This is a genomic window from Bradyrhizobium elkanii WSM2783, from assembly GCF_000472865.1.
GTDB lineage: Bacteria > Pseudomonadota > Alphaproteobacteria > Rhizobiales > Xanthobacteraceae > Bradyrhizobium > Bradyrhizobium elkanii_A.
Genome location: NZ_AXAP01000002.1, coordinates 189509 through 216122, shown reverse-complemented (window position 1 = coordinate 216122; position 26614 = coordinate 189509). Strand labels below are relative to the sequence as shown.

Sequence of the window (26614 nt, the reverse complement as noted above, 5' to 3'; positions counted from 1 at the left end):
TGCCCGTTCCTTGTGAGCTGCCCGTGGTGCGGCCAGCGGAGCCAGCTGTACCGCCCGTTCCAGAAGACGAGCCGGCAGATGCACCAGCGGAGCCGCCACCCGCACCCCCACCACCGCCTCCTCCTCCGCCTCCCTGAGCGAACGCGATCGACGTTGAAAGCGCGAAAGCGGCAGCCAAACCAATTGTGGCCAACTTCATGTTGATGTCCTTTCCAGTTAGAGGCGCGTCAACTGCTTGCGCATGACAGCGTTCCTAAGCGCAGCGGTCGCTAATGGTACCGCCGGCCGTTCCCCAAGATCAGATGAACGGTTTGCCGCCTGTGACTGCGATGGTGGTGCCGGAGGTGTAGCTCGACAGGGGATCGGCCAGCATTACATAGGCGGTAGCGAGTTCAGCCGGCTGCCCTGCCCGCTGCATCGGCACCTGCTTGCCGAAGTTCTTCACCGCCTCTTCCGGCATGGTGGACGGGATCAGGGGAGTCCAAATCGGACCGGGAGCAACCGCGTTCACGCGGATGCCCTTTTCAGCGAGCATCTGCGCCAGTCCGCCAGTGAAATTCTGAATTGCTCCCTTGGTCGTCGCATAGGCCAACAGCATGGGATTCGGCATGTCAGAATTCACCGACGCCGTGTTGATGATTGCACTGCCGGCCTTCATGAGCGGCACCGCCGCCTTCGCGAGATAGAACATCGCGTGAATATTCACTTCAAAGGTGAGCCGCCACTCCTCGTCACTGATATCGCCAATATCGTCGAACGTCGCCTGGTGCGCGGCGTTGTTGACGAGGATATCGACGCCGCCGAGTTCGCTTGCAGCGCGGCTGACTACTTGCCTGCAGTGCTCCGCATTTCGGAGATCGCCTTCGACAAGGATTGCCTTGCGCCCCTCCTTCTCGATGAGTTGTTTTACTTCTTGAGCGTCTTCCTTCTCGTTGAGATAAGCGATCAGGATATCTGCCCCCTCGCGCGCGAACGCGATGGCTACCGCGCGGCCAATACCGCTGTCGCCGCCGGTTATGATGGCCTTCTTTCCCTGCAGCCGGCCTGACCCTTTGTAGGTGGCCTCGCCGTGGTCCGGAGGAGGCTTCATAGCCTGCGTGGACCCCGGCATGGATTGCTTCTGGATGGGATATGGTGGCTTTGGATAGTCGATCATGTGTATCTCCGGTCGAGGCGTGCTTGGTCCTTGAATCCAACCAGGACGATCTGTGGCGCGCTGAACTGTGGCCGCGAAATTCCGCCTTACGCGTCGCTACGATTTCGCCGTGCCCGGCTCCGCCATTTTGCGATGTTGCCGCGCCAGCACGCCAGCGGGCAGCACGTTGGCAACGGCCGATTGGATCCTGTTCTTGATGCCTGTGACGATGTCGCCCTTGCCGCTCATCATCGCCTCGAAGCCGGCCTTCGCGACCCCAGCCGCATCGTCCTTCTTGGCGGTGCCGACGCTGGTACCATCATATCGGCGCGGCGGAAGAACTCGGTTTCGGTCGCACCCGGCATCAGGCAGGTCACGGTGACGCCGGTGCCGCGCAGCTCCTCGCGCAGCGCAAATGAGAATGAATCCAGAAATGCCTTACTGCCATTGTACACCGCCTGGAAACTGCCCGGCATGAAACCCGCGATCGAGCCGGTGATCAGGATGCATCCAGCGTTGCTGCGGCGCATATCATTGCCAACGCGGTGGATGAGATAGACGGTCCCGGTGATGTTGGTATCGATCACCCGTCTGACCCGGTTGAAATCCTGATCGAGGAACGCATGGCCGAGCCCGACGCCGGCATTCGCAAGCAAGGCATCGACCCGACGCCCCTTGGTCGCCGCATAGAGCCGGTCGACGCCCTCTGTGGTCGACAGATCGGCGTCGACCGCATCCACCTTTCCACCATGGCCGCGAAGCTCTTCGGCCGCGGTCTCGATCGCGGGCTCGTCAGCCGCGATCAGGAGATCGAAGCCTGCGCGGGCGCAGCACCTGGCAAGTTCCAGACCGATGCCGGTGGAAGCGCCGGTGACGACGGCAAATTGTCCCTGAGACATGTGAACTTCCTCAACTTGTGCGTTTGCCAATCAACCACCATCGCGAACCGCCGTTCCTATTACCTCCGCAGTGCGCCCAGCCGGCTCAGCAAAAAACTGAAAGGCAGCTAGCAACCATCGTCGGTGATCCGACTTTGGAATTTCGTTCGGATACCGGAGGCAAGGCATGAGAGCGCTGGTCTGGCACGGCAAGGAAGATATTCGTTGCGACACCGTCACCGATCCCGAGATCGAGGATCCGCGCGACGCCATCGTCAAGGTCACGAGCTGCGCGATCTGCGGCTCCGATCTTCACCTGTTTCACAACTTCATCCCGGGCATGCTGCCGGGCGACATCATGGGACACGAAATGATGGGCGAAGTCGTGGAGGTCGGCCACGGCATGGATGGAAAGCTGAAGAAGGGCGACCGGATCGTGGTGCCCTTCACTATCGTTTGCGGACAGTGCGAGCAGTGCAGACGCGGCAATTTTTCGGTATGCGAGACCACCAACCGCAAGCGGCATCTGGCCAACAAGGTATTCGGTCACACGACTGCCGGCCTGTTCGGCTACACTCATCTGACCGGCGGCTATCCCGGCGGCCAAGCCGAGTATCTGCGCGTTCCCTTCGCCGACACCACGCACATCAAGATCCCCGACGCCGTTTCCGACGAGCAGGCACTTTTTCTGGGCGATATCTTCCCCACCGGCTGGCAGGCCGCCGCTCAATGCGACATCGAACCTACCGATACGGTGGCGATCTGGGGATGCGGCCCGGTCGGTCAGATGGCGATCCGCAGCGCGCTTCTACTCGGCGCGAACCAGGTGATCGCAATCGATTGCGTCCCCGAGCGGCTGAGCATGGCGGAAGCAGGCGGCGCGACCACCATCAATTTCGAATCCGAAAGCGTGGCCGAGCGCCTCAACGAATTCACCGACGGCAAAGGTCCGGAGAAATGCATCGACGCGACCGGCATGGAAGCGCATGTGATGGCCTCGCAGCCGGATACGCTGCTCGACCGCGCCAAGCAGATGCTGATGCTGGAGAGCGACCGCCCGCACGTGCTGCGCGAGATGATCTATGTCTGCCGGCCCTGCGGGGTGATTTCGATTCCGGGCGTCTACAGCGGTCTTTCCGACCACGTGCCGATGGGCGCCCTGATGAACAAGGGACTGACGGTCCGGTCCGGCCAGACTCACGTCAACCGCTGGACCGACGACCTGCTGCGGCGGATCGAGGAAGGTCAGGTCGATCCGTCCTTCGTGATCACCCACACCGTCGATTTGGCGCAAGGGCCCGAGATGTACAAGGTATTCCGCGACAAGCGCGACAGCTGCGTCAAGGTCGTGCTGAAGCCCTGAATATAGCGAGGCGAGAACATGTATTACGTTGCCAACATCATGCGATCCAAGGGTGACCCGAAGATCGTGCGCAGCGGCCCGAGCTCGATCGAGCCGGCCGACCGCCTCGCGCGAAGGCTTGGCTGGTTCAGCATCGGTCTTGGTGCGATGGAAGTGCTCGCGTCGCGGCGGATCACGCGCGCATTGGGGATGCGGGGAAGCGAAGGCCTCGTCCGCGCCTACGGCTTCCGCGAGCTGTTCAGCGGCGTCATGTCGCTTTCCGTGGACAAGCGTGCCGGCATGTGGAGCCGCGTTGCCGGCGACGGGTTGGACGCCGCTACACTGCTGTCCGGGTTCAGATATGACAACCCGAAGAAGCACAATGTCGCGCTCGCGCTCCTGATGGTCGGAGGGATCGCCTTCCTCGATTACAAGGCTGTTCAGCAGACGGTGGCGCGCTCGCCGAGGCGTGGCGGGGGACGGCGCCTCTATGCCGACCGGAGTGGCTTCCCGAAGGGGTTAGAGGCCGCACGAAGTTCCGCGAAGAACCTCCTTGGCCGGGCAGCCGTCGGAGCGTCGTAGATGAAATGGGCGTGACGCCTTGCGGCAACACCCGGACGCGAACGGCACGCAGAACGAAATCGCACTGGCTCGCGGCGGCCGAACTTGGCCTGATCAGCAGCACGTTCTCGACCATCGTCAGCCAGCTGTTCGCCGCTCGCATCGGCCGCGATGCCTCGGTCGACTGGATGACGGTGGCTGCGATCCCCGCGCGAGACTGGGCGATCGGCGCCGAGCCGTCCTGGAGCGCGATCCTGGCTGGGATCGCGTTCCATCAATGGGCGGACTTCTCGTGGGCGATGGTGTTCTTCGGCCTGCTCGGGCGCTGGACGGCCGAGCTTCGGCCGCTGACCATCCTCTTGCTCGCGCTACCTTGGGCACTGTTCTCGTCAGCGACGGAATGGTTCGTGCTGGTCCCACTGCTTCCGTTCTGGCAGCCGCTGTTCACGTTGCAGCAACCCTACTGGATTGGCCTGCTCGTTCATGGCGCTTCCGCCTTCATGTATCCACTGTTTGCTTGGCTGCGCTGGCCGCCGGGCGAAGCCCCCGAGAGCGATGCTCGGTTCGGCAAAGTATGGCTGAGCGGATCACTGGCGATCGTCATCGTGCTGGCCGGCATAACACTATTGTCCAGCCTCGGCCGCGAGCTGCCTTGGATCGGCCGCGACAAGGTGTCGGATCAAACCTACATCCGGCACATGACCGCCCATCACGCACAGGGCATCGAGCTGGCCCGCTTGGGCATCAAGCGCGCCCAGGACCCACATCTGCGGTCGCTGAGCCAAACCGGCGAGAACAGGATTTTCGACAATTGGTGGCAAAGCTGGTTCGACACGGCCATGCCGGGCTGCTCGGCCGAGGAGCGCTCCGACATGCCGGGCTACCTCACCTCCGTGCAGATGCAGCAGGTCAGCGCCGCTTCACCGGACCAGTTCGATGCACTGTTCGTTGAAATGATGACCCTGCATCACAAGGGCGCGGTGAAGATGGCGATCAGCAATGGCGCAGCGACGGCGACCCGCGCCTGCGCATCATGGCGCATGCGATCCGCCACGAGCAGCAAGGCGAGATCGCGCTGATGCAGGGCGCAGCCGGCATCGCGGCCGTCACTGCGGCGTTTCGAAACATGTTCGCCGACAACGTGAACTAGAGCATTTTCTGTTCTGATTGAATCAGAACCGAAGCTCTAGATTCTTGTTTTGACGCGTTTTCTTCACGCGAACCGATGTCCACTTCGCTCGAAAACGCTCTAGCGTAAGGCTCCGGCTTGCGGCGCGACGGTTTGATGACCTTGTCAGTATTGCGGTCGGTATCGTCGAGCGGCGGGCCATCATCGGGCCTTGGCGGCATATGGTGGCCGCCCTGCTTCTCCTGGATGCGCTTCTGCTCCTCTTTGTCGGACATGATCACCCTCCTCACGCCGCACGCACATCGGCCCTGACCCGCACCGGAATCGACTTCGCCGCCGGCGTCTTGGCCTTCTTCTCGTGATGCCAAAGCGGCAATAGCGGATTGCATTCGGGATAGTAGCCCGCAATACACCCTTCCGGGATGTTGTAGGCGACAACCCGAAGCCCGCCGACCTCCCGCTTGACGCCGTCATTCGCGGCCGTGGCGAGCGTGACAACGCTTCCTTCCTTCAACGCAAAGCGATCGATGTCGTTGGGATGCATCAGCACGACATATCGCGATCCGTGGATACCGCGGAAGCGATCGTCGTAGTTATAGATGGTGGTGTTGAACTGGCCGTTGCTACGCAGCGTGATGAGCTGAACGATGTCGCGATCCACGGGCCGAGTATCGATATCGGTTGCAAGCGAATCCGGCGTGATGAAGTTCGCCTTGCCGGTCTTCGTGTTCCATCGGCGCTCGCGGGCGCCGAGTGGGCGATGAAAACCGCCAGGCTTCCAAAGCCGCGCGTTGAAATCGTGGAAGATGTCGGGATAGGTCGCAGCGATTGCCTCGCGAACCCGGCTATAGTCCGCCACCCATGCATCCCATGGAATGGTCGAGCGGGTGGGCGCCGCGGCCTTCGCCAATTCGGCGATGATCCTCGGCTCGGAGAACAAGTCGGGGCTTGCCGGTTTCACCTGCCCCCAGGAACCGTGCATGCAGCCGGTGGAATCCTCCATTGAGACCGCCTGCCGCCCACTCTCCTGCTCGTCGATCTCGATGCGGCCAAGGCATGGCAGGATGTAGGATATCTCGCCATGCACGAGCGCCGTGCGGTTGAGCTTGGTCAGGATGTTCACCGTCAGGCGCAGCCTGCGCCAGGCAGGCTCGACCCGTCGGTGGTCGGGAACGGAACGAACCAGGTTGCCGCCGAGCAGCACCACAGCGCGCACAGAACCGTCGATGATCTTCTCGCAAGCTTCGACTGTCGTGGTACCTTTCTGCGCAGGCACATTGATGCCGAACAATTCCCTGATCTTGTCCTTCGGCACCATGTCCGGCTTCTCGGTGATCCCGACGGTGCGCTGCCCCTGGACGTTGGAATGCCCGCGTACTGGGCAGATGCCGGCGCCAGGACGTCCGATATTGCCGCGCATCAGCGCGAGGTTGACCATGGTCTGGACGGTTTCGACGCCCCGTTCGTGCTGGGTCAGGCCCATGCCATAGATGAACATCACTGATTTGGCATGCGCATAGACTGTGGCGGCAGCTTCCAGTGCATTGCGTGTCAAGCCAGAGCGGCGCTCGATCTCTACCCACTCGCAATCCTTCACGGCGGCGGCGAATTCATCCCAGCCATGCGTATGCTCGCGGATGAAATTCCAATCAATCACCGGATCGGAAGGGCCGGCCTTCTCGTCAAGCGCCAGCAGCACCTTGGCAATGCCGATGATTGCCGCGGTGTCGCCGCCGGTCTTGACTTGATGATATTGCGAGGTGATGCGGGTTGACGATCCCATCAGCATTTCGCCGGGCGCCTGAGGATTGACGAACTCCTCCAGACCCCGTTCTCGCAGCGGATTGAACGTCACGATCGGCACGCCACGACGCGAAGCCTCCTGCAGCTCGTGCAGCATCCGCGGGCTGGAGGTGCCGACATTCTGTCCGAAGAAGAAAATGCAGTCGGTCTTGCTGAAGTCGTCAAGCGTACAGGTGCCGACCGGTACACCAATGCTCTCCGGCAATGCCACCGACGTCGTCTCGTGACACATGTTGGAACTATCGGGCAGGTTGTTGGTGCCGTAGGCACGTGCGAACAGCCCGTACATGAAGGACGCCTCCAGTGAGGCTCGGCCGGAGGTGTAGAACACCACGCTATCGGGCTGCAGCGCCTTCAGTTCGCGGCCAATCTCGCGGAACGCCTCCTCCCAGCCGACCGGCACATATTTGTCCCGCGCAGCATCCCAGCGCATCGGGTGGGTCAAGCGGCCGGCAGCCTCGAGGTGGTGATCGTCCCAGGCCTCAAGCTCGGCCAGCGGCTTGTCGGCGAAGAATTCCGGTGTCACGCGTTTGTGCGTGATCTCCCACGTGGTCGCCTTGGCGCCGTTCTCGCAGAACTCGAACACGCGCGGATCGGCCGGCTTCGCCCAGGCACAACTGACACACATGAAGCCGTCGGGTTTGTTCTGGCGGAGCAGAACGCGCGGGCCCGTGAACGGCACGTGATCGCGCGCGAGACTCCGAGCAAGGGGTCGTACCGACCCCCATCCGCCAGATGGGTGCTCATACGGCTCGACTTCGAGGTCTGCGCTTAGTTTGCGTTTGGTGGACATGGCTGTTCCTTGGCAGAAGCTTGTCTCGCGAATTTTCCAATTCAAGCTCCATCGGCGAGGTTCGTTCCTAACCTCTTCACTCCCTTGGCATTTCCCGGCGTCGTTTACAGGAACTTTGCTCCACGACATCGATTACGAGTCCGAGGTTTCCTGTATTCTCAGCAGATTGAACCATGCGGATGGCCACGCTCCTGATCGGCATCGCGATAGCTGTGGCCGGATGTCAACGGGAGGAACGACAACTCCGGCTCGATCCACCGGTCGCGGAGGCGCTCGACAAAGTAGCGCTGATGCCGAACGGCATCAGCGGTGCGCCACCTAATGTGTATTTTGCGCTGGAGAAACCTTACGAGGCCAATGCCTACAATCTCAGCCAGGGCAAGCGGCTTTATTCATGGTTCGGCTGCAAGGCCTGCCACCGCAATGGCGAAGGCGGCATCGGCCCCGGCTTCCTCGACGGCTGGTGGTACTACGGCCCCGAGATGGTCTCGATCTTTGCCTCGATCCGCGATGGCCGGCCACACGGCATGCCGGCCTATCGCGACAAGATGACCACCGATCAGATCTGGCAGCTCGCGGGCTACGTGCAGACGATCGGCTCTTATGCCGGCAAGACTGCCGCCCCGAGCCGCAACGACGAGAAGCATACGCGGCCTGCGGAAAACCGCGCGCCGGCGAAAATCCTGTTCGACCCGGGACCGACGCCGCTCCATCCGGATCAAGGGCCGACGCCGTGATACGACACGCGACCAGGCTTGTATGCGTCGTTACACCTGCGCTCCTGCTGGCCGGCTGCAGCGGCTGGCAGTCGGCGCTGGATGCGCATGGCGCACCAGCGATGAGCCTGAAGCAATTGATCATCTTGATCGTAGCGGTGTGCTCCGTGGTCTGGATGCTGGTGATGATCGCGCTGATCATCGCCTTGTCGCGCAATCGCCGGGAACGTCCGTTGCCGATCGCACCGCAGCCTTCGACGCAACGGCGCATGACAATCACCATCGTCGCCGCGGTCGCGGCCACGACCGTCGTCATCAGCGGATTCACCGTCATGAGTTTCTTTGCGACGCGCGCGCTGGGCGTTACCGCCAACGACGAGTTGACGATCAAGGTGCGCGGCCTGCAGTGGTGGTGGAGCGTCGAATATTTTGGCACGAGCCCGGAGGAACGGTTCGAAACCGCCAATGAGATTCACATTCCCGTCGGTCGCAACGTACGTCTCCGGCTCGAGGGGCTCGACGTCATCCACTCCTTCTGGGTGCCTAGCCTAGCCGGCAAGCAGGACCTTGTCCCGGGCCGCGCCAACGAGCTGCTCATTCGTGCCGAAAACCCTGGCACCTATCGCGGGCAATGCGCGGAATTCTGCGGAATGCAGCATGCGCACATGGCGTTCCTGGTCATTGCGGAAAGCGAGGCTGAATTCGACAGGTGGACAAGCGCACAGCGGCAGCCGGCCATCCAGCCATCCGAAGAAGAGCTCGCCGCAGGCCAGCACGCGTTTCTCGCGAAGCCATGTGCGGCTTGCCACACGGTTCGCGGCACGACGGCATCGGGCACGACCGGTCCCGACCTGACCCATATCGGCGGCCGCAAATACATCGCTGCCGGCCTGTTCGAGACAACACGCGGATCGCTCGCGGCGTGGATCGCCGACCCGCAAACAATCAAGCCAGGCAATAATATGCCCACGGTTCCGCTCACGCCCGAGGAGCTGCGCGCGGTGTCGGCCTATCTGGCGAGCCTGAAATGAAGGCGAACATAACCGGACCGGATACGCGCGACACCGATCTCGAGCGAAGCCAGCTGAGGGCCGAGCTCGCGGAAACCTGGAAGACGCCTCGCGGATTGTGGGGTGCGCTTGCAACGGTCGACCACAAGATCATCGGCCGACGCTACATCCTGACGGCCTTCGTGTTTCTCGCACTTGGCGGCATTCTCGCCGCGCTGATGCGCATCCAGCTCGCACAGCCGGAAGAGCGCTTGATCGGGCCGGACCGCTATAATCAGATCTTCACGATGCACGGTGCGAACATGATGTTCCTGTTTGCTGTGCCCGTGATGGAAGCGATGGCGGTGTATCTGGTGCCGCTGATGGTCGGCACGCGCAACATCGCCTTTCCTCGGCTAAATGCGTTCTCCTACTGGATCTATCTCGCCGGAGGTGCGCTGCTCTGGCTCTCCTTTGCGCTCGACATGGCTCCCGACGTCGGCTGGTTCGCCTATGTGCCACTCTCCGGCCCGCAATACGGCGCCGGCAAGCGTGCCGACATCTGGGCACAGATGATCACGTTCACCGAGCTCTCGGCGCTAGCCGTGGCCGTCGAGCTCGTCGTGACGATCTTCAAGCAGCGCGCGCCGGGCATGACGCTCGACCGCATTCCCGTGTTCGTCTGGGCAATGCTGGTAACCGCGTTCCTTGTCATCATGGCGATGCCGGCGATCATGGTCGCGAGCACCAGCCTGATTCTCGACCGGCTCGTCGGCACGCACTTCTACAATCCCGCGGAAGGCGGTGACGTGCTGTTGTGGCAGCATCTGTTCTGGTTCTTCGGCCACCCCGAGGTTTACATCATCTTCCTGCCGGCGGCCGGCATGGTCTCCACGATGATCGAGCCGTTCGCCCGTCGTCCGGCATTCGGTTATCTCGCGTTGGTGATGGCCCTGATCGCAACCGGCATCCTGTCGTTCGGGCTATGGGTACACCACATGTTCGTCGCTGGATTGCCGAGGCTGGGCAACAGCTTCTTCACAGCTTCCAGCATGGCCATCGCGATCCCGGCCGGCATCCAGATCTTTTGCTGGCTCGGGACATTGTGGGATGGCAAGCCCCTGTTCGCGACGCCGTTGCTGTTCATCATCGGATTCATCGTGACCTTCGTCATCGGCGGACTGACCGGCGTGATGGTGGCCTCCGTGCCCTTCGACACCCAGGTCCACGACACTTATTTCGTCGTGGCGCATTTCCATTATGTGCTGATCGGCGGCGCCGTCTTCCCGCTGCTCGGCGCCGTCCACTATTGGTTTCCCAAGATCACGGGACGGATGATGAGCGAGACACTCGGGAAATGGTCGTTCTGGCTGATCTTCATCGGATTCAACCTCACGTTCTTTCCCATGCATATCCTTGGCCTGCAGGGCATGCCGCGCCGGATCTATACCTACCAGCCGGACATGCCATGGCATGGCATGAACCTGTTCGTCAGCCTGAGCGCAATCATCCTGGTCGCCGGTTTCCTGCTTTTCTTTCTCAATGCCATTCGCAGCGCCCGCTCCGGGGCGGCAGCTCGCGACAATCCGTGGGACGCGCCGACGCTGGAATGGGCGACGGCTTCGCCGCCGCCGAGCTACAATTTTGCGCGCATACCAGCCGTGAGCAGCTCCCATCCGCTCTGGAATCGCAGCGACATCCTTGCCGTCGCGAGCGGCTTGCGCACCGATCGGCGCGAACTGGTCGTCACCTCGCTGGTCACCGCCGAGCCGCAGGCGCGTGAGGCTTCGCCGCGGAATTCGATCTGGCCATTGTGGGCGGCGATCGCAACGACGGTGATGCTGATCTGGTCGATCTTCTCACCTTGGGCGGTGGTCTGGGGTTCGATCCCGATCGCGATCACCCTCATCGGCTGGTTCTGGCCGAAGGGCACGCCGGAGGACGAGTCATGAAGGAGAGAGTTACACTCGATCTCTCAAAGCTCCCCCTGCACGGCATGGGCACCGCCAGTGTCACTTGGTGGGGCACGCTCGCCTTCATGCTGATCGAGGGCACCGGCTTTGTGCTCGTCCTCGCGGTCTATCTCTATCTCATGAGCCTGGCTGCGATCTGGCCGATCGATGCGCCGAAGCCCGACCTGCTGCCGGGCACGCTAGTGACGCTGATCCTGCTGGCAAGCCTCGTCCCGAACGTCTTGATGTCACGCTGGGCGGAGCAACAGGACCTCCGCAAGATCAGGATCGGAATGGTTGTGATGTCGCTCTTCGGCGTTGCGCCGCTGATCGTGCGTATCTTCGAATTTCCCGCACTCGGGATTAGCTGGGACGCCAACGCTTATGGCTCGATCGTCTGGACGCTGCTGGGCCTGCATACGACCCACATCATGACCGATCTCGTCGATACGCTAGTGCTCGCCGCGTTGATGTTGACCCGCCACGGCAACAATGCAAGGCGGTTCGGCGACGTCCAGGACAACGCGATGTATTGGAACTTTGTCGTCGCCACCTGGCTTCCGATCTACGGCTGCATCTACTGGATCCCGCGGCTATGAGCACGTCAAGGATTGCATCCCATCTTCTGCTCTGGGCCGGCCTCTGGCTCGCGCCGCTCGTCTGGGCCGTGAACATGCAACTCGGACAAATCCTGCCCTATGCTGACTGCCGCTCGCAACTGCATGCATCCGCCATTGCCTCGTTCATAGGTTCCATGATCGCTGCCCTTGCGGGGCTTGCCTCATGGCGATCAGCGAGGCCGGCATCTGCGGAGACTGCGGCATCCGGCGAGACGGCTTCCTTCGTCGGCGTGCTCAGCAGCCTTGCCGCGCTTGTCTTCACTTTTGCCCTGCTTATGCAGGGCATCGCTTCGACGGTGCTGACCGGATGCGAAAGATAGTCTCTTCCCTGCTCATATTGCTGTTGGCAACCCCGGCGGATGCCCATGGCGTCGGGCAGTCTCTCGACGGCGCGAGCTGGACCTTCGACTGTTGGATCATTGTCCCTCTTCTCACATTCGGCGGAATGTACGCCATTGGTGCGCTTACGCTCTCGCAGCGGCGAGGATGGAACGGCGGCGCCCGGAACTGGCGCGATATCGCCTGCCTCGTCGGCTGGCTTTCCCTTGCTGCCGCCCTGGTTTCTCCGCTGCACTGGCTCGGCGAACGTCTTTTCACGTTTCACATGGTGGAGCACGAGATCATCATGGCCGTGGCGGCACCGCTGATTGCCATCGCCCGGCCGGTCGGAACATTGTTGTGGTCGCTGCCGCGACGGACACGTCTGAATATGGGTCGCCTGATGCGGCATCCAGTCACCCGTACGACATGGAACTGGCTGAGCGCTGGACGCAACGCCACCTTGCTGCATGGCGTTGCGATCTGGGCATGGCATGCGCCGGTGCTGTTCGACGCCGCGGTCGACAACCTGCTGCTGCATCGACTACAGCATCTCAGCTTCTTTGTGACGGCGGTGTTGTTCTGGTGGTCAGTATTTCGCCGCAGCGAGACAGGCGCGGCGGCCTGGCACGTGTTCGTCACCATGCTGCACACTAGCTTGCTCGGCGCGCTGATGGCGCTGGCACCGCGGGTGCTCTATCAGCAGCAGACGGCCGCGTCCGCGGCTTGGGGCCTGACGCCGCTGGAGGATCAGCAACTCGCCGGGACTATCATGTGGGTGCCGGCAGGTACGATCTATGCTGGCGCCGCGCTGGCGCTGATCGCGATCTGGATCAAGGGAGCGGGAAAGACTGCAGGACAAGCCGATGTCGTCGCTCCCTAGACCTCGCGTGTGGGTACTCGTACTGATAGCAATCTGCGTCGCTGCAGCTATCGCGGCTCAGCTTGCGTGGAACTCCCAACATCGGACGGAGAGGGTTGCCCGTGCAATGACCGGTGGCGATCCTTCGCACGCGCCGGAAATCATGCGCCGTTACGGCTGCACGGGATGCCACACGATCCCGGGTGTTGCCGGCGCCGACGGCCAGGTCGGCACGCCGCTCGCAGGTCTGCGCGGCCGTGTTTACATTGCCGGCGTCGCGGCGAACTCGCCCGACAACCTGGTTCGCTGGATCGTGGCGCCGCAGGCCTTTTCGCCGCGCACGGCGATGCCGGCCACCGGAATCACCGAGGCTGAGGCGCGCGATGTCGCCGCCTATCTCTACGCTCGGTAACATGAGGAATAGAGTCATGGGGTCGGCGTCGGCCGTGCCGGCAGCGATTTGATGTAGAACGCGATCGCCTCGCGATCGTTCTCGGGCAACATCGCTGTGTTGGTGACGACATCGGCCATCGACGACCCAACGCGGCCATGGTCAGGCGTTTTCCCGGTTCGGAGCATCTCGATCAGATCCTGTTCCGGCCAATGGTCGAGGCCCTCTGGCGTGATGTTCGGGTAATAACCCGCTCCCTCCGGATCCTGACCGCCGGCATAGCGTGTCTTTGCCTTGATGCCGCCGAACATGTCGCGCGAAGAGTGGCACTCGGCACAATGTGCGAGTGCTTCCACGAGATATCGGCCCCGATTCCATTTCTCGTCGCGAGCAGGATCAGGCGCGAGCGGACCAGGCCTGAAATAAAGAATTTTCCAGAATCCGATGAAGCGGCGAACGCTAAACAGCGAGACCAGCTCGTGCGGAGGCGGCCGCCCTTTGACCGCCGGCAACGTCCGCAGATACGCCATCAGGTCCGCGACATCTTGCGGGTGCATATGCGTAAAGCTGGCATAGGGAAATACTGGATAATAGTGCGTTCCGCTCGGGGAAACGCCGTTGAGCAGCGCGTCAGCCAAGTCCTTCGTTTGCCAATTGCCGATGCCGTCCACCGGATCCATTGAGATGTTGGGCACACGAAACGTCCCATAGGGCGAGGCGAGAGCAAGTCCTCCGCCCAGGTGCAGTCGATCAGCCTGACCCGGGGATGCGTGGCACGAGGCGCAATCGCCCGCAGCAAAAATCACCTTACCGCGGAGGGCATCCCCAGTTTTCTCCTGAAAACGGGCAAGGTCCGCGGAAGCGAAAGGCTGTGGCGCGGTGATCAACCAGGCGCCAACCGCGAGAACCACTGCGGTCGCAATTCCTGCGCTAAACCATATGCGCGCGCGCATCTAACCCTTACATGATTGTCTTCCCGGCTGCACTAACGCGCCCGATTTCCTCGCCGTTCCCTGGCGTCTCGATCTGCCACTATGGCGGCACCGAAGTGGTAGCCCGTTGTAGGGGTAAATTGGCCTGGACCTGTACGCCTCACCGGTAGAAAGGGAACGGCAGGTCCATATGCGCGTTCACGCTCTCGTCATGCCGCACTACTTCTTTCATATTTCGAATGGTCATCCATTCAAAGACACATCAGGCGAAGAGCTGCCGGACGACAATGCCGCTTGGCAAGAAGCGCTGAGGACCGTGCGGGATATCGAGGTGAACTTGGATCTCGATGGCGCGAACGTCTGGTCCGTTGAAGTCAAGCGCGAAGACAGGTCGATCTTTCAAATCCATGTATCCGCGCGCAGGACTGATCTTGATCCAAGTTAAAGATCGGGGTGTTGATGCAGATAGGTTGGGTCGAACCCAGCGAGCTGCTCCAATTTCTTCCGTTCTAGGAGATGGAAATTGGCCCGGTTGACAGTGAGAAGCCCCTCTTTCCGCAGATCCTGAAGCACCCGGTTGACATGCACGGTCGAGATGCCGAGGCAATCGGCCAGCTCTACCTGCGTAATCGGAAGCTCAAATCCTCCGTCTCGGGTCCGGCCTACAGCCTCGAGGCGCCGGAAAAGCTCAATAAAGAAGTGCGCCATTCTGGCAGTCGCCGATCTGCGCCCGACGTTGACGATCCATTCCCGGAAGATTGCCGCGTCGATCAATGTTTCCCGCCAAAGCGCCGACGCCACGTTCGGGCGCTCTCGGTTCAATTGCCTCAAAGCATCATGCGGAATGAAGCCGAGCTCACAAGGCGTGAGCGTTACGAGATCATGGTCCATGACCTTGAGGTGGAGGCTCTGGAGATCGGGAATCTCACCGGGAACATGCAATGACAGGATCTGCCGTAGCCCGTCGAAAGTCGTTTTCGAGCGAAATGTAAAACCTTCAGCGAGCAGGCAGCATTCTGCCGGACGCTCGCCATCGGCGACGATGATCTGACGAGCATCAAGCTCCCGGAAGCGAATCGGCAATCTCTGAATCGCCTGGATGTCCTCCCCATCCAACACGTTGGAGGTTGTCAACTTCGTGAGGAGCGCGGTCGCTACTGGTGCCATCATCAATCTGTCCAGCGAAAAGGATGTCAAACCGGGTGCACGCCAAACCTGTCTCTGGGCGGTGCCTGAGCGCAGCTGCCGCGGCGGCGGTCCCGGCCGAGTCCCGACTAACGCTGGTTATGAAAGCGAGTCTTTAACTTATCATCGTTCTTTCAATCGCGAGCTCCGGGGAACTGCATCAATCTTAACATGAGTTGGAATCCGAAGGTTCCGAATGGGGGCCGGGAAGGATTTGGCCGCAGGTATCGGTCCAAAGATGCCATGGGATTGACCAACTCGCCCGTCTATTCAATCCACTTCGGAAAAAGTATGTCGCGAACATAGCGCGAGGTCGGCGTCAAGCGGGCGGCTCCCGGCTTGAGCCACGCCACTCGATCGATTTCCTTCTTGTCGCCGATCGTCAGCTTGCCTTTCGCGTTCTTGGCAATAAAGATTGCGTCGCTCATCCTCCGGCCAGAGCGCTTGTTCTTGGCCTTCAGTTCTTTCCAGAGCCGCAATCTGCCGACTTTGAGACCCGGAAGCTCCTCCTTGATCTCCCGGCGCAGGCATCCTCTTTCGGTTTCGCGCGGCCGCTTACGCCCACCGGGAAACATCCACAAACCATCGGACCGACGCCTGACCAGGAGAACGCGGCCGCGCCTGGTCGCAACAAGTTTGGATGACTTCGCCATTCCCAGCTATCCCGCTCCTGCTGCGAACCGTCAATCAATTCTAGCGGGAACGCTACCCTGGAGGGAACAAGCAAAGACGAGAGCGCGAGACTTTGCGAGCGACGGCATCGACAGCCTCGACAATCGGGCGCGAAAGGCCCCAGCTCAGGAGCTGGGGCCCCAACACGGCGCTCTCGTGTGCCTAGCCTTGGATAAGACCAGACCGAGCAACCTGGCCTGCTCCGCTAAGCCACGCATTATCATTTGTTGGGTGATGAAACATTGATCCCGCGATCGAGCCGCATTCCACAGCTTTTGCTGAAGAAAAAAGCCCCGGCCGCGCGGCGGAGGCCACCACCACATAAGTTAGGCTCGATAGTTCCTTTAGGCCCACGCTCAACGTCGCGGAACCACTCGATCCGGACGAGTTTGAATCAATCGCAGCCGGAAGTTTGTTGCGTCCCCTTTGCGCCATTGCTTCTTCAAAAGGCTGCGAGAGGATCTCCGACATGAGATGGTGCGCTCGTTGCTGCAATTGCCACTGGATTTGCGAGAACCATCCGATGAAGCCGTGGCTCGGTCGACTGGCGTGCAACTGCGGCGGCCCTGGTGCGCCCTGCCCGGCCTGCAATTCGAGCGATGACGCTAGCAGGCCTGAGATGCCGGAGGGCTTCGAGCCAGCATGATCAAAGACGACGATCACGACTGAGATCAACAAGCGTCGTTCTGCGGAGCAAAATCCGGTCAAGTGACAACGGCACAGATCCGGAGACTATCCGGAGCCGGTGGCGGGTGCCCTCCCCAGCGGCAACGGGCTGACCAGGCTGATTTGAGCTTACTCCTGAGGTGAACGAGAGCGCGACGCCTCACGTACGTTAGCGCTCCGAGCGTCGTCTTGCCGCCGCGCGCAGCCTGGATAAGCTGCTCGGCGATATATTTCCGGCTGGTGTGGTCGCCGCCATTCGGCAGTTCGGCGCAAATAGTCTGTTTTGCGCGATTGCGCCTGCGCTTGACCCCGCCTATAGCGAAACCATTCGCCAAGGCGGCAAGGTACATTCAACTATGTAAATACCCCTTAGGCGCGAAAATGTGCCACCTGGGCTGATCAGCGAAGGGGCGCGGCGCGTCCGATGTCGTTGGTCCCGATGGAAAATAGGAACTTTGATCTTCATCACGAGTCGCTTTGCAACGGACTCGTTGTTCACCTTCGGGCATCACAGGTTATCCAGTCAGCCACGAGCCGGTGCGGAACGCGGTAGTCATATGCAAACCGGATTTTCATTTTCGAAATTAGTCGACCGCCTTGCGAGCATTGTCGAACTGTCACCCGATGATCTCGACTTGCTGGCGAGAATGCCGAGCAGCATTAGCCATCTTGGCCCCCGCCATCATCTGGTCCACAGGGACTATCAGCCCGGCCACTGCCATCTGCTTCTGCAAGGCTATCTTTGCTGGCGGGATCTCGAGAGCCCCGATGGCCAGATCACGTCGATCTACGTGCCCGGTGACGTACCCGACCTTCACACCATCTATGACGGCCGGGTCGATCGCGAGCTGCTCACGCTTGGCCCGGCCGTTGTCGCATCCGTGTCTCACAGGTATTTTCGAGAGATATCTGCGCTATCATCGTCGCTGTCGCGGGCGCTGCTGCGTCTGCTGCTCACTGATGCCTCTTGTTTGCGGAACTGGATCGTCAATCTGGGCAGCCGTGACGCACTGACGCGGGTCGCGCACCTGCTTTGCGAGATCACAATCCGCCTCCGCGCGGTCGGTCTGGCAAAAGACTTCCGAATACCTTCGCCCTTCACGCAATCGGATCTGGCCACAGCCTGCGGCATTTCCGCCGTCCATGCCAACCGGATCGTTCAAGAATTGCGCCGAAGCAATCTCCTGCAATGGCATTCCAAGACGATCACGGTCACTGACTGGAACGGCCTTGTTCGTCTTGCCAGCTTCGATCCGGATTATCTACGGCTACGCGACTACGACAGCATCGAGCAGCAGTCGGCACCGACCGTTGCCATGAACCGCATGGGGGCCGACACGTTAATGACCTAAGCTCGGGGATTGGCCAAGAACGGCCGGTTTCGTTCCTTCGCGCTTGCCAGATCGGCGAGCGCCAGCCCGACCTCTTCGATGACGCCGGACCATTCTCCGGGAGCCGACTGGTGAAACAACCGCAGGCTCGGATACCAGAACGTCTTTTTGCCGAAGGCAGGCCATCGCCAGTCGCAATCGCGGTGCAGCAGCACCCAGGCGTCGCAGCCAAGCGACCCCGCGAGGTGAGCAATCATGGTGTCGACGCAGACGACCAGGTCCAATTGCTCGATCGTTCGGCCAAGCATGCCGATATCCGGTGTACTGATGTCCACTGCACCGATGCCCGCGGCCTGCGCGGCCGCCGGACCTTGCTGCAGCGAATAGAGGTTCACGCCGTTCCTATTGAGACGCTGTAGCAAGGTGGCTGGGATCGCACGCCGCTTGTCCCACTCGCCAACTTCCCAGACCAAGCCAACCGCCAGTCGGTCGCCGGTCCGGGATATCGCTCGGCTATCACGGCCATCCGACGTCAGATAGGGCCTCCGCATCGCGATCGAGTCATATTCAGCCCTGATGGCATGGGGCACTTCCATGATCTCGATGTCGACGTCGAACTCGGCATCGGGTGTTCCATCATTGAGCGGCATGGCGCGGTCGACGCCGTCCATGCGCTCCAACAGTGTCAGCAGCTCGGGCTGGCACCAGAGCGTCACTTCACGCGCAACGGCGCGAAGCGCCGGCATGAAGCGAACGAACTGGATGGTATCGCCGAGACCGTGGTAGCAGCGAACCAGCACCCGCTTGCCGCACAGCTGCTCGCCGCGCCAGATCCGTTGCAGATGGCGCGGCCCGGTATGCTTGTCGGGCCAGATCTGGCAGAAGCGCGCCAGGTCGCGATCGTTGATCGCCCAGGCACGTTTGAAATCGGCCGCTCGCATCGCCTCGATCCAGCTGCCTTGCCCCACGTCCGCGGGCAATGAACCGGCCGGATCAATTGACGCTGCGGATGCAGAACTCATCCGGCGGCGGAGCGCCGCACGAATTTATGAAACCGGCTCGGCTTGCCGTCGCTGGTCTCGTCCTGGTACAGGAACGCCAGTTCGGACTCGTCGAACTTGCGGAAGAACTCGTCCCAGCTGATCTCGTCGAGCCCCTCATCCTTAGGGGCGAAATCGATACGCAAGATGCCGGCGTGCCCGTCCTCTTCGGTCGCCTTGACCGTCGCCGGATGGCCACCTCGCTCTTCCGCCCAGTCCCGGATCACCTCGTGATCTGTGGTCGTATGCGCTTTTCCTTCCGCCGTCCTGGTATGGCTTGCAGTCATTGGCAGCTCCTCATTTGTCGAACCTGGCAGACAGGGCCAGCTTCCGCATCAGGCTGTTCGCCATGAACTCTCCGATCGCGGATTGGTTCTTCCGAGTACGCGACTGCGGCTCATCGCGGACGATGTCTCAGGATCATCATCTTCTTCATCTTCATCCAGGATACGCTTCGTTCCTGCGCGATCCTAATCTGGGTTAAGCTTTCTCGATTTTGTTTGACCCAAACCGTGCTCGTGTCGCACCGACAGCTTTGCGGCAGGAACGAACATACCTTTCACACGTTCGCCGACCTGCTTACGTCCGCGCCACGTAGCGGCTTGCTCCCCGGAGGATCGCGATCCATGCATTCACGTCTTCAAGACAGGCGGCGCGTTCGCGTCGGTCTCGTGGGAGTTGGAAATTGCGCAAGTTCCTTCGTCCAGGGTCTGAACTACTACCGGCATGCCAAGTCGAACGAGCCGGTCCCCGGACTGATGAACGCAGATGTCGGCGGCTATCACGTCAGCGATATCGAGATTTCTTCAGCCTTCGATGTCAACGCTAACAAAGTCGGACGCGATGTGTCAGACGCCATCCTGGCAATGCCAAACAACACCCACCGCTTTTCGGATGTTGCAAGAACCGGCGTTATCGTGCAGCGCGGTCCCGTGCTCGACGGCGTCGGCCGCTACCTGGAAGATGATATTCCGATCGCCGACACGCCTGTGGCCGATGTCGCCGACGTTCTCGCGAGATCGCGCACGGATGTTCTGGTCTCCTATCTGCCGGTCGGCTCGCAAGCGGCGAGCGAGTGGTACGCGGAGCGCGCTATCAATGCCGGCTGCGGTTTCGTCAACTGCATTCCCGTCTTCATCGCGTCCGACAGCATCTGGCAGCGCCGCTTCGAGGAAGCGGGTCTGCCGATCATTGGTGACGACATCAAAAGCCAGGTGGGCGCCACAATCCTGCATCGCGTGTTGGCCAACCTATTCCGGGACCGCGGCGTGCGGCTGGATCGCACCTATCAGCTCAACGTCGGCGGCAATACTGATTTCAAGAACATGCTCGAGCGAGAACGCCTGACCTCGAAGAAGATCTCGAAGACACAGGCGGTCACCAGCCAGTTCGAGGTGCCAATGGATGCCGACAATGTGCATGTGGGGCCAAGCGATCATGTTCCGTGGCTCACGGATCGCAAGCTCGCCTTTATCCGTCTGGAAGGCACGACTTTTGGCGGTGTTCCGTTGACCGCCGAGGTCAAGCTTGAAGTCTGGGATTCGCCCAACTCCGCTGGAGTGGTGATCGACGCCGTCCGCTGCGTCAAGCTCGCAATGGACCGCGGCCTCTCGGGGGCACTGACCGGACCGTCGAGCTATTTCATGAAATCTCCCCCCTGCCAGTTCACCGACGAGGAAGCACGCCGCCAGACGCGTACTTTCATCGATGACAAGGCGTGAGCCAATGGTGCAGACCATTCACCTTGTTCGCCACGGTCATCATGCGCTGCTCGGGCAAGTGCTTTGTGGCCGGATGGTCGGCGTTGAGCTCGATGACTTCGGCTGTCTGCAGATGGCGTGCTGCGCCGAGCTGATCCGGCACGCCCCTTCCGCGGTTCAGGCGAGCCCGCAGCCGCGCGCGCGACAATCAGCGGCTATTCTAGCCTGGCGTTTCTGCCTGCCGGTCGAGATCGTACCGGCGGTCGACGAGATCGACTGTGGCGACTGGACCGGTCAACCATTCGCGTCACTCAAAAACGATCCGGGCTGGGCGCGGTGGAATGAGAAACGAGGTGCAAGCTGTCCGCCAAACGGCGAAAGCATGCATATCATGCAGGAGCGGGTCGTCGAGCATGTGGAACAGCTCGGTCGCGACCGGACCGACGGCACGGTTGTCATCGTCAGCCACGCCGAACCGATCCGCGCCGCACTCCTGCATTATTCGGGAACCCCGCTCGATAACTTTCTCTCGATCGAGGTCGATCCTGCCAGCGTCAGCACCCTGGTCGTCGACAAGGCGGGAATCCGCATCGCGCAAATCAATCAACGGGTGCCGACGTGAAGATCGTGATTTTCGGCCTGACGATCTCATCGTCCTGGGGCAATGGCCATGCCACGCTGTGGCGTGGCCTTTGCAAGCATCTTGTGCGATCCGGCCACACGATCGTGTTCTTCGAGCGCGACGTCCCTTATTATGCCGGCGCAAGAGACATGTTCGAGTTGCCGGGCGGGCACCTGGAGCTGTTCTCGGCGTGGGACGATATCCGTGCCAAGGCGCGTGACCATATCCTTTGCGCCGATGCGGCGATCGTCACCTCCTATTGTCCCGATGCCATCTCGGCGACCGAGCTGATCCTGGATCAGAGCCACGCCATTCCAGTGTTCTATGATCTCGATACGCCCGTCACGCTCTCCAAGCTGCAGGCGGGAGAGGCGGTACCTTATATCGGTCCGGGTGATCTCGGTAGATTTGAGCTTGTCCTGAGCTTCACAGGCGGACCCCGTGTATTGGAGGAGTTCCGCCACAAGCTAGGCGCGCGCAATGTACAGCCGCTCTATGGGCACGTCGACGCCGACGTGCATCGGCCAGTGCCGCCGCAACCGCATTATCGCGCTGCCCTCTCCTATCTCGGGACCTATTCGGAAGATCGGCAGCTCGCGCTAGAAACCCTGTTCGTCGAACCGGCACGCGCAAGGCAGGACCTTCGATTCCTGATTGGCGGCGCGCAATATCCGGACAGTTTTCCGTGGTCACCCAACATCTACTTCGTTCGGCACCTGCCGCCGTCCGAGCACGCGCCGTTCTTTGCCTCGTCTCGGCTGACGCTCAACGTCACACGCCGCGCAATGGCTAAAATGGGCTGGTGTCCGTCAGGCCGCTTGTTCGAAGCGGCGGCGTGTGGCGTACCTCTGCTCAGCGATAGCTGGGACGGTTTCGAGGCATTCTTCGCTCCGGGCGAGGAAATCCTGATAGCGCATGATGAACGCGACACCGCTGCCGCGCTCGAGGCGGACGACGCGGAGCTCCTGCGCATCGCCAAGCGCGCACGCGAGCGGGCGTTGGACCAGCATAGCTCCGGGAAACGCGCCAGCGAACTCATTGCGCTACTGGAGCAAACGGGGCGCCGAGGCGCACGCCAAACGGAAGCCGAGGAGACCTGAGATGTGGGGCATCGTTCCGGCCGCCGGCCGCGGCAGTCGCATTCAGCCACTGGCGTTTTCGAAGGAGTTGCTGCCGGTCGGGAGCCGGCGCGACAACGGCGCCGACCGCCCCTGCGCCGTCTCCGAATATCTGATCGAGCGCCTGATCCTCGGCGGGGCCGACAAGATCTGCTTCGTCATCTCCCCCGGCAAATCCGACATCCTTGAATATTTCGGCGACCATTACGACACCGCTCAGCTCGCCTACGTCGTGCAGCCGGAGGCTTCGGGACTTTGCGACGCGGTGTTCAGGGCGAGCACCGTCATCGGACATCATGACAGTGTCATGGTCGGGCTGCCCGACACCGTGTGGTTTCCGAAAGGGGCGCTGAAGACGCTGCCGGATGTCGATCTGTCCTTCCTGTTGTTCCCGGTCGAATGTCCCGAATTCTTCGACGCGGTGGTGCTCGACGGCGACAACGTACGGCAGATTCAGGTCAAGCAAGCCGACGCGACTTCGAACTGGATCTGGGGTGCATTCAAGATGTCAGCTACCGGATTTCGCGATCTTCGGCTGCTCTGGAAGCAGCGGAGCTGCCGCGACGAATATTTTGGGACACTGGTGAACGCCTATCTCGATGCCGGCGGGCACGGCATCGGCGTTAGATCGGGAGAGTCCTACGTCGATGTCGGCACTGTGAACGGCTACCGCGCCGCGATGGCATTGCTGGCAAACGGCGACGGGGGCGACGACCGATCGAAACTATCGGCCGGTTCACCGAACGATGCCGTTCGATCATACGTAAACGCGAACAGTGAAGGGGTCTTATGACCAGCGACACGCTCTCTCAAGAGGAAATCCGGCGCCGCGTCGACGCGCTTGGCCCGTGGTTTCACAACCTTGACCTAAGGGGCATCAGCACGGCGCCGGCGCATTTCCTCGGCGATTACCCCGCTGTGAAATGGCGACGGTTCTCCCGCGTCATACCGGAAAACCTCGAAGGAAAGACCGTACTCGATATCGGCTGTAACGCCGGCTTCTATGCCATGGAGATGAAGCGACGCGGCGCCGATCGCGTGCTCGGGCTCGATACCGACGAGGAATATCTGGCGCAAGCTCGGTTTGCCGCGGAAGTGAATGGGCTCAAGATCGAGTTTCGCCAACTATCCGCCTATGACGTCGGCCTGCTCCGGGAGAGATTCGACCTCGTGATTTTCATGGGCGTGCTCTATCACCTTCGCCATCCGCTGCTCGCGCTGGACCTGATCCATGAGCACGTCGCCAAGGATCTTATGCTGTTCCAATCGATGCTACGCGGCGACAATCGGATCGATCCCGTGGACAAGAACTACGATTTCTGGACAGCGGACCAGTTCGATCGTTCGGGGTATCCGAAATTGCACTTCATCGAGAACAATTACGCTGATGATCCAACCAACTGGTGGGTGCCGAACCGCGCTTGCGTCGAGGCGATGCTGCGCAGCGCCGGGTTCGTCATTGTAGACCATCCCGAAGATGAGGTCTATTTCTGCCGGAGGGCGACACGGCCCCAGGACGAGGGTCCAGTCTATCCATCGCAGGGCGCAATCCGATGATTGAAGCGGCGAAGATCTGGAACGAGCCGAATAACAAGTCGCATTGGGATATCCTGATCGATCCAGACTGGGTGAAGTTCGCCGAGCTCGCTGTCGCTGCGGGTAAGGCGATCCGCGCCGTTCATCCGGTACTGCCGCGGGTGCTCGGCGGCATTTCGCCGATCGACCCCTCCTTTATGCGCAACATGCAGACGCGCGGCGTACTTGAGCATTTCGAGGCGGTCGCCGTACACGGCTTTCCGCTTGACTGGAACCTGTGGCAGATCGACGAATGGCCGAATAAGCTTGCGGAAATCAAGGCAATCGTCTCGCTGCCAGTGTGGGTGACGGAAGTCGGCGTCTCCTCGTTTGGAGCCGAGGAGGTGCAAGCCTGGGGGCTCAAGCGCACCGCGGAACTACTGATCGGCCGCGCGCCGCGGATCCACTGGTACAGCCTCTACGATCTGCCCTCCACCTGGGAGGCGACGACGCGGCACAGGGAAGCCGAAGGCTCTTCTTATTACCGGCATTTCCACATGGGGTTGCTGCGCGAGGACGGCACGCCGAAGGCAGGACTGGAGCTGTTCGCCGACTATTCGCATGCGATGGGACTATGCCAATGGTTTCACTTCGACGATCATCGCCTCCATGACGCGGTGCGCTGGATGCGCCGGCTCGGCGTCAGGCATCTGCGGACCGGCCTGTCCTGGGCCGACAGCTTTCGGCCCAACGCGACTGACTGGTTCGATCGCCAGATGGACGCGCTGGCAGAGTTTGACGTCACCCTTACCTTCTGCTTCACGCCGGAACACCGCGGCATCGCCCCGCACCATACCAGCCCGCCACTTGACCCAAACGAATTTGCCGACTTCTGCGCTGGAATGGTCGAGCGCTATGCGGCCAAGACGGGGCTCAAGACAGGGCTCATGGCTTCTCCGGCACTCATCGAAGCAAGAGAGCAGACATGCGTGCCCTGATCCTCGTGATGGACTCCGCCGGGATCGGTGCCGCTCCGGATGCGAGCCTCTACGGAGACGAAGGAGCCGATACGGTCGGCCATATCGCACACGCCTGTGCACTCGGTCACGCCGATAACGACCGACGCGAAGGCCCCCTTCGCATACCCAACCTCGTCGATCTCGGGCTCGGGGAGGCATGCCGTCTTGCGACCGGCCGTGTGCCGCCTGGTCTCGATGGCATCGACGCTTCGCCTCGGCAGTTTGGCTGCGCCAGCGAACTGTCCAAGGGCAAGGACACGCCCTCCGGCCACTGGGAGATCGCCGGCGTTCCGGTGCCGTTCGACTGGGGATATTTCCCAAGGACCATCCCCTGCTTTCCTTCAGATCTCGTCGAACGTCTGTGCGAGGAAGCGGCCCTGCCCGGCATCATTGGAAACCGACACGCCTCCGGGACCGAGATCATCGATTCGCTCGGCGTGCAGCACATGCAGACCGGCGAAGCGATCTGCTACACTTCCGGCGACAGCGTCTTCCAGATCGCAGCCCATGAAGGATCCTTTGGACTCCAGCGGCTCTACGAGGTGTGCGCGATTGCGCGTCGGCTGCTCGATCCCCTGAACATCGGCCGCGTGATCGCGCGCCCCTTTGTCGGCACGTCGAAAGGCGACTTCAGGCGAACGCCGCATCGGCGGGATTTCTCGGTTCCCCCTCCCGAACCGACCCTTCTCGACGCCTGTGTAGCAGATGGCCGTGATATCATCTCGATCGGCAAGATCGACGACATCTTTGCCCACCGCGGCACCGGCCGGAACAAACGCGGCGACAACAACGACGCGCTGTTCTCTTGCACGTTGGACAGCTTGAACAGCCTTGCGGACGGCGGGCTTCTGTTTGCCAATTTTGTCGATTTCGACACCGTCTACGGGCACCGACGCGATGTCGCCGGCTACGCGGCGGCGCTCGAGGCATTCGATGCCCGGCTGCCCGAACTGACGGCGCGGCTGAAGAGCGACGACCTGCTCGTGATCACCGCGGACCATGGCTGCGATCCAACCTGGAGCGGCACCGATCACACGCGCGAGCAGGTGCCTATCCTGCTCCGCAGCAGCACCCAAAGATCACCGATCGGCAAGCGCGTCGGCTTTTCCGATATCGGCGCAACGGTCGCGGCGCATCTCGGGCTAGCTCCGCTTCGGCATGGCCTTCCGTTTTGAGCAATCCGCCCACGATTTTCACTCATGTTATTGATCGAAGTTAGAGAAAACATTGTTTGTACATTTTTGAGGAACGAACATTCGTTGCACCGCTTCTGACTCCAAATGTGACTGGCGCGTCGGTCGATCGGCCATCGGAGCGCGCACCCA

28 protein-coding genes and 1 pseudogene are annotated in these 26614 nt (G+C 61.3%); 19 read left to right on the top strand and 10 right to left on the bottom strand.

Translation table 11 applies throughout. From position 1 onward, the window contains the following. Positions 1-298 precede the first annotated feature (298 nt). Positions 299-1156, bottom strand: a complete 858-nt coding sequence (locus YY7_RS0103100; protein WP_028161945.1) for a glucose 1-dehydrogenase — start codon at positions 1154-1156, stop codon at positions 299-301. Between the two features lie 96 nt (positions 1157-1252). Then, a pseudogene (locus YY7_RS50525) lies at positions 1253-2034 on the bottom strand (SDR family NAD(P)-dependent oxidoreductase). A 166-nt stretch (positions 2035-2200) separates the two neighbouring features. On the opposite strand from YY7_RS50525, the gene YY7_RS0103090 reads away from it, so the two are divergent. From YY7_RS0103090 to YY7_RS50520, 3 genes are read left to right on the top strand one after another with little or no spacing between them, the layout of a single operon-like run. Beyond that, entirely contained in the window at positions 2201-3376 is a 1176-nt protein-coding gene (locus YY7_RS0103090; RefSeq protein WP_028161944.1) for a zinc-dependent alcohol dehydrogenase, read from the top strand. A gap of 18 nt (positions 3377-3394) precedes the next feature. Continuing rightward, positions 3395-3937, top strand: a complete 543-nt coding sequence (locus tag YY7_RS0103085) for a hypothetical protein (RefSeq protein ID WP_028161943.1) — start codon at positions 3395-3397, stop codon at positions 3935-3937. 5 nt (positions 3938-3942) lie between these two features. Further along, positions 3943-4995 carry a DUF305 domain-containing protein gene (locus YY7_RS50520; RefSeq protein ID WP_245287173.1) on the top strand — a complete coding sequence of 351 codons (1053 nt, stop codon included), beginning with the start codon at positions 3943-3945 and terminating at the stop codon, positions 4993-4995. 67 nt (positions 4996-5062) lie between these two features. Here the strand turns inward: YY7_RS50520 and YY7_RS0103075 are convergent, their stop codons facing one another. Beyond that, the gene (locus YY7_RS0103075; protein WP_155255012.1) at positions 5063-5320 is read right to left on the bottom strand and encodes a hypothetical protein; all 258 of its coding nucleotides are present in this window, start codon (positions 5318-5320) and stop codon (positions 5063-5065) included. 11 nt (positions 5321-5331) lie between these two features. Next, positions 5332-7641, bottom strand: coding sequence for an FdhF/YdeP family oxidoreductase (locus YY7_RS0103070; RefSeq protein ID WP_028161941.1), 2310 nt, complete (start codon positions 7639-7641; stop codon positions 5332-5334). 173 nt (positions 7642-7814) lie between these two features. Between YY7_RS0103070 and YY7_RS0103065 the strand changes: the two genes are divergently transcribed. From YY7_RS0103065 to YY7_RS0103035, 7 genes are read left to right on the top strand one after another with little or no spacing between them, the layout of a single operon-like run. Continuing rightward, positions 7815-8378, top strand: a complete 564-nt coding sequence (locus tag YY7_RS0103065) for a c-type cytochrome (RefSeq protein ID WP_028161940.1) — start codon at positions 7815-7817, stop codon at positions 8376-8378. Next, the gene (gene coxB, locus YY7_RS0103060; RefSeq protein ID WP_028161939.1) at positions 8375-9388 is read left to right on the top strand and encodes a cytochrome c oxidase subunit II; all 1014 of its coding nucleotides are present in this window, start codon (positions 8375-8377) and stop codon (positions 9386-9388) included. Before YY7_RS0103065 ends, coxB begins: the two co-directional genes overlap by 4 nt. Then, positions 9385-11298 carry a cytochrome c oxidase subunit I gene (gene ctaD / locus YY7_RS0103055; protein ID WP_028161938.1) on the top strand — a complete coding sequence of 638 codons (1914 nt, stop codon included), beginning with the start codon at positions 9385-9387 and terminating at the stop codon, positions 11296-11298. Before coxB ends, ctaD begins: the two co-directional genes overlap by 4 nt. Continuing rightward, on the top strand, positions 11295-11897 hold the full coding sequence (locus tag YY7_RS0103050; RefSeq protein ID WP_028161937.1) for a cytochrome c oxidase subunit 3: 603 nt from the start codon (positions 11295-11297) through the stop codon (positions 11895-11897). The genes ctaD and YY7_RS0103050 overlap by 4 nt, the downstream gene beginning before the upstream one ends. Next, on the top strand, positions 11894-12238 hold the full coding sequence (locus tag YY7_RS0103045; protein ID WP_028161936.1) for a hypothetical protein: 345 nt from the start codon (positions 11894-11896) through the stop codon (positions 12236-12238). Before YY7_RS0103050 ends, YY7_RS0103045 begins: the two co-directional genes overlap by 4 nt. Further along, positions 12226-13119 carry a cytochrome c oxidase assembly protein gene (locus tag YY7_RS0103040; protein ID WP_028161935.1) on the top strand — a complete coding sequence of 298 codons (894 nt, stop codon included), beginning with the start codon at positions 12226-12228 and terminating at the stop codon, positions 13117-13119. The genes YY7_RS0103045 and YY7_RS0103040 overlap by 13 nt, the downstream gene beginning before the upstream one ends. Next, positions 13103-13510: a c-type cytochrome gene (locus YY7_RS0103035; protein ID WP_028161934.1), complete on the top strand. Its 408-nt coding sequence runs from the start codon at positions 13103-13105 to the stop codon at positions 13508-13510. The genes YY7_RS0103040 and YY7_RS0103035 overlap by 17 nt, the downstream gene beginning before the upstream one ends. A 14-nt stretch (positions 13511-13524) precedes the next feature. Here the strand turns inward: YY7_RS0103035 and YY7_RS0103030 are convergent, their stop codons facing one another. Next, complete coding sequence (locus tag YY7_RS0103030) at positions 13525-14442, bottom strand: c-type cytochrome (RefSeq protein ID WP_051396474.1); 918 nt, start codon at positions 14440-14442, stop codon at positions 13525-13527. 190 nt (positions 14443-14632) lie between these two features. Between YY7_RS0103030 and YY7_RS0103025 the strand changes: the two genes are divergently transcribed. Further along, a complete protein-coding gene (locus tag YY7_RS0103025; protein ID WP_028161932.1) occupies positions 14633-14866 on the top strand; it encodes a DUF6894 family protein in 234 nt (77 codons plus the stop codon). Here YY7_RS0103025 and YY7_RS0103020 read toward each other — a convergent pair. The 3 genes from YY7_RS0103020 to YY7_RS60030 form a co-directional block, all read right to left on the bottom strand. Further along, on the bottom strand, positions 14863-15591 hold the full coding sequence (locus YY7_RS0103020) for a Crp/Fnr family transcriptional regulator (protein ID WP_028161931.1): 729 nt from the start codon (positions 15589-15591) through the stop codon (positions 14863-14865). The two genes, YY7_RS0103025 and YY7_RS0103020, sit on opposite strands and share 4 nt — an antisense overlap. 281 nt (positions 15592-15872) lie before the next feature. After that, positions 15873-16259 (bottom strand): NUDIX hydrolase, encoded by a 387-nt coding sequence (locus tag YY7_RS0103015; protein WP_028161930.1) that lies wholly within the window; start codon positions 16257-16259, stop codon positions 15873-15875. A 181-nt stretch (positions 16260-16440) separates the two neighbouring features. Further along, positions 16441-16956, bottom strand: coding sequence for a hypothetical protein (locus YY7_RS60030; RefSeq protein WP_155255011.1), 516 nt, complete (start codon positions 16954-16956; stop codon positions 16441-16443). Positions 16957-17399: 443 nt separating this feature from the next. Between YY7_RS60030 and YY7_RS0103010 the strand changes: the two genes are divergently transcribed. Beyond that, a complete protein-coding gene (locus YY7_RS0103010) occupies positions 17400-18296 on the top strand; it encodes a Crp/Fnr family transcriptional regulator (protein WP_245287172.1) in 897 nt (298 codons plus the stop codon). Here the strand turns inward: YY7_RS0103010 and YY7_RS50515 are convergent. Then, positions 18293-19216 (bottom strand): hypothetical protein, encoded by a 924-nt coding sequence (locus YY7_RS50515; RefSeq protein ID WP_035689120.1) that lies wholly within the window; start codon positions 19214-19216, stop codon positions 18293-18295. The genes YY7_RS0103010 and YY7_RS50515 overlap by 4 nt on opposite strands. A 77-nt stretch (positions 19217-19293) precedes the next feature. Beyond that, a complete protein-coding gene (locus tag YY7_RS0103000) occupies positions 19294-19602 on the bottom strand; it encodes a hypothetical protein (protein ID WP_028161928.1) in 309 nt (102 codons plus the stop codon). Between the two features lie 339 nt (positions 19603-19941). Here YY7_RS0103000 and YY7_RS0102995 point away from each other — a divergent pair, with 339 nt between their 5' ends. Genes YY7_RS0102995 through YY7_RS0102965 form a run of 7 tightly spaced genes read left to right on the top strand, consistent with a single transcriptional unit; the run spans position 19942 to position 26464 of the window. After that, positions 19942-21036 (top strand): inositol-3-phosphate synthase, encoded by a 1095-nt coding sequence (locus YY7_RS0102995; protein ID WP_028161927.1) that lies wholly within the window; start codon positions 19942-19944, stop codon positions 21034-21036. 4 nt (positions 21037-21040) lie between these two features. Next, a complete protein-coding gene (locus YY7_RS0102990; protein ID WP_028161926.1) occupies positions 21041-21637 on the top strand; it encodes a histidine phosphatase family protein in 597 nt (198 codons plus the stop codon). Then, positions 21634-22737 carry a CgeB family protein gene (locus YY7_RS0102985; protein WP_028161925.1) on the top strand — a complete coding sequence of 368 codons (1104 nt, stop codon included), beginning with the start codon at positions 21634-21636 and terminating at the stop codon, positions 22735-22737. The genes YY7_RS0102990 and YY7_RS0102985 overlap by 4 nt, the downstream gene beginning before the upstream one ends. Before the next feature lies 1 nt (position 22738). After that, complete coding sequence (locus YY7_RS0102980) at positions 22739-23548, top strand: nucleotidyltransferase family protein (RefSeq protein WP_028161924.1); 810 nt, start codon at positions 22739-22741, stop codon at positions 23546-23548. Beyond that, on the top strand, positions 23545-24312 hold the full coding sequence (locus tag YY7_RS0102975) for a TIGR04290 family methyltransferase (protein ID WP_028161923.1): 768 nt from the start codon (positions 23545-23547) through the stop codon (positions 24310-24312). The genes YY7_RS0102980 and YY7_RS0102975 overlap by 4 nt, the downstream gene beginning before the upstream one ends. Further along, a complete protein-coding gene (locus tag YY7_RS0102970) occupies positions 24309-25268 on the top strand; it encodes a beta-xylosidase (RefSeq protein WP_028161922.1) in 960 nt (319 codons plus the stop codon). The genes YY7_RS0102975 and YY7_RS0102970 overlap by 4 nt, the downstream gene beginning before the upstream one ends. After that, on the top strand, positions 25256-26464 hold the full coding sequence (locus YY7_RS0102965) for a phosphopentomutase (protein WP_028161921.1): 1209 nt from the start codon (positions 25256-25258) through the stop codon (positions 26462-26464). The genes YY7_RS0102970 and YY7_RS0102965 overlap by 13 nt, the downstream gene beginning before the upstream one ends. The last annotated feature ends 150 nt before the right edge of the window (positions 26465-26614 follow it).

Bases quoted from the DNA above. Each gene is read 5' to 3' on its own strand.
- YY7_RS0103100 (WP_028161945.1), bottom strand. From the start codon at position 1,156: ATGATCGACTATCCAAAGCCACCATATCCCATCCAGAAGCAATCCATG.
- YY7_RS0103090 (WP_028161944.1), top strand. From the start codon at position 2,201: ATGAGAGCGCTGGTCTGGCACGGCAAGGAAGATATTCGTTGCGACACC.
- YY7_RS0103085 (WP_028161943.1), top strand. From the start codon at position 3,395: ATGTATTACGTTGCCAACATCATGCGATCCAAGGGTGACCCGAAGATC.
- YY7_RS50520 (WP_245287173.1), top strand. From the start codon at position 3,943: ATGGGCGTGACGCCTTGCGGCAACACCCGGACGCGAACGGCACGCAGA.
- YY7_RS0103075 (WP_155255012.1), bottom strand. From the start codon at position 5,320: ATGTCCGACAAAGAGGAGCAGAAGCGCATCCAGGAGAAGCAGGGCGGC.
- YY7_RS0103070 (WP_028161941.1), bottom strand. From the start codon at position 7,641: ATGTCCACCAAACGCAAACTAAGCGCAGACCTCGAAGTCGAGCCGTAT.
- YY7_RS0103065 (WP_028161940.1), top strand. From the start codon at position 7,815: ATGCGGATGGCCACGCTCCTGATCGGCATCGCGATAGCTGTGGCCGGA.
- ctaD (WP_028161938.1), top strand. From the start codon at position 9,385: ATGAAGGCGAACATAACCGGACCGGATACGCGCGACACCGATCTCGAG.
- YY7_RS0103050 (WP_028161937.1), top strand. From the start codon at position 11,295: ATGAAGGAGAGAGTTACACTCGATCTCTCAAAGCTCCCCCTGCACGGC.
- YY7_RS0103045 (WP_028161936.1), top strand. From the start codon at position 11,894: ATGAGCACGTCAAGGATTGCATCCCATCTTCTGCTCTGGGCCGGCCTC.
- YY7_RS0103040 (WP_028161935.1), top strand. From the start codon at position 12,226: ATGCGAAAGATAGTCTCTTCCCTGCTCATATTGCTGTTGGCAACCCCG.
- YY7_RS0103035 (WP_028161934.1), top strand. From the start codon at position 13,103: ATGTCGTCGCTCCCTAGACCTCGCGTGTGGGTACTCGTACTGATAGCA.
- YY7_RS0103030 (WP_051396474.1), bottom strand. From the start codon at position 14,442: ATGCGCGCGCGCATATGGTTTAGCGCAGGAATTGCGACCGCAGTGGTT.
- YY7_RS0103025 (WP_028161932.1), top strand. From the start codon at position 14,633: ATGCCGCACTACTTCTTTCATATTTCGAATGGTCATCCATTCAAAGAC.
- YY7_RS0103020 (WP_028161931.1), bottom strand. From the start codon at position 15,591: ATGATGGCACCAGTAGCGACCGCGCTCCTCACGAAGTTGACAACCTCC.
- YY7_RS0103015 (WP_028161930.1), bottom strand. From the start codon at position 16,259: ATGGCGAAGTCATCCAAACTTGTTGCGACCAGGCGCGGCCGCGTTCTC.
- YY7_RS50515 (WP_035689120.1), bottom strand. From the start codon at position 19,216: ATGCGAGCGGCCGATTTCAAACGTGCCTGGGCGATCAACGATCGCGAC.
- YY7_RS0103000 (WP_028161928.1), bottom strand. From the start codon at position 19,602: ATGACTGCAAGCCATACCAGGACGGCGGAAGGAAAAGCGCATACGACC.
- YY7_RS0102995 (WP_028161927.1), top strand. From the start codon at position 19,942: ATGCATTCACGTCTTCAAGACAGGCGGCGCGTTCGCGTCGGTCTCGTG.
- YY7_RS0102990 (WP_028161926.1), top strand. From the start codon at position 21,041: ATGGTGCAGACCATTCACCTTGTTCGCCACGGTCATCATGCGCTGCTC.
- YY7_RS0102980 (WP_028161924.1), top strand. From the start codon at position 22,739: ATGTGGGGCATCGTTCCGGCCGCCGGCCGCGGCAGTCGCATTCAGCCA.
- YY7_RS0102975 (WP_028161923.1), top strand. From the start codon at position 23,545: ATGACCAGCGACACGCTCTCTCAAGAGGAAATCCGGCGCCGCGTCGAC.
- YY7_RS0102970 (WP_028161922.1), top strand. From the start codon at position 24,309: ATGATTGAAGCGGCGAAGATCTGGAACGAGCCGAATAACAAGTCGCAT.
- YY7_RS0102965 (WP_028161921.1), top strand. From the start codon at position 25,256: ATGCGTGCCCTGATCCTCGTGATGGACTCCGCCGGGATCGGTGCCGCT.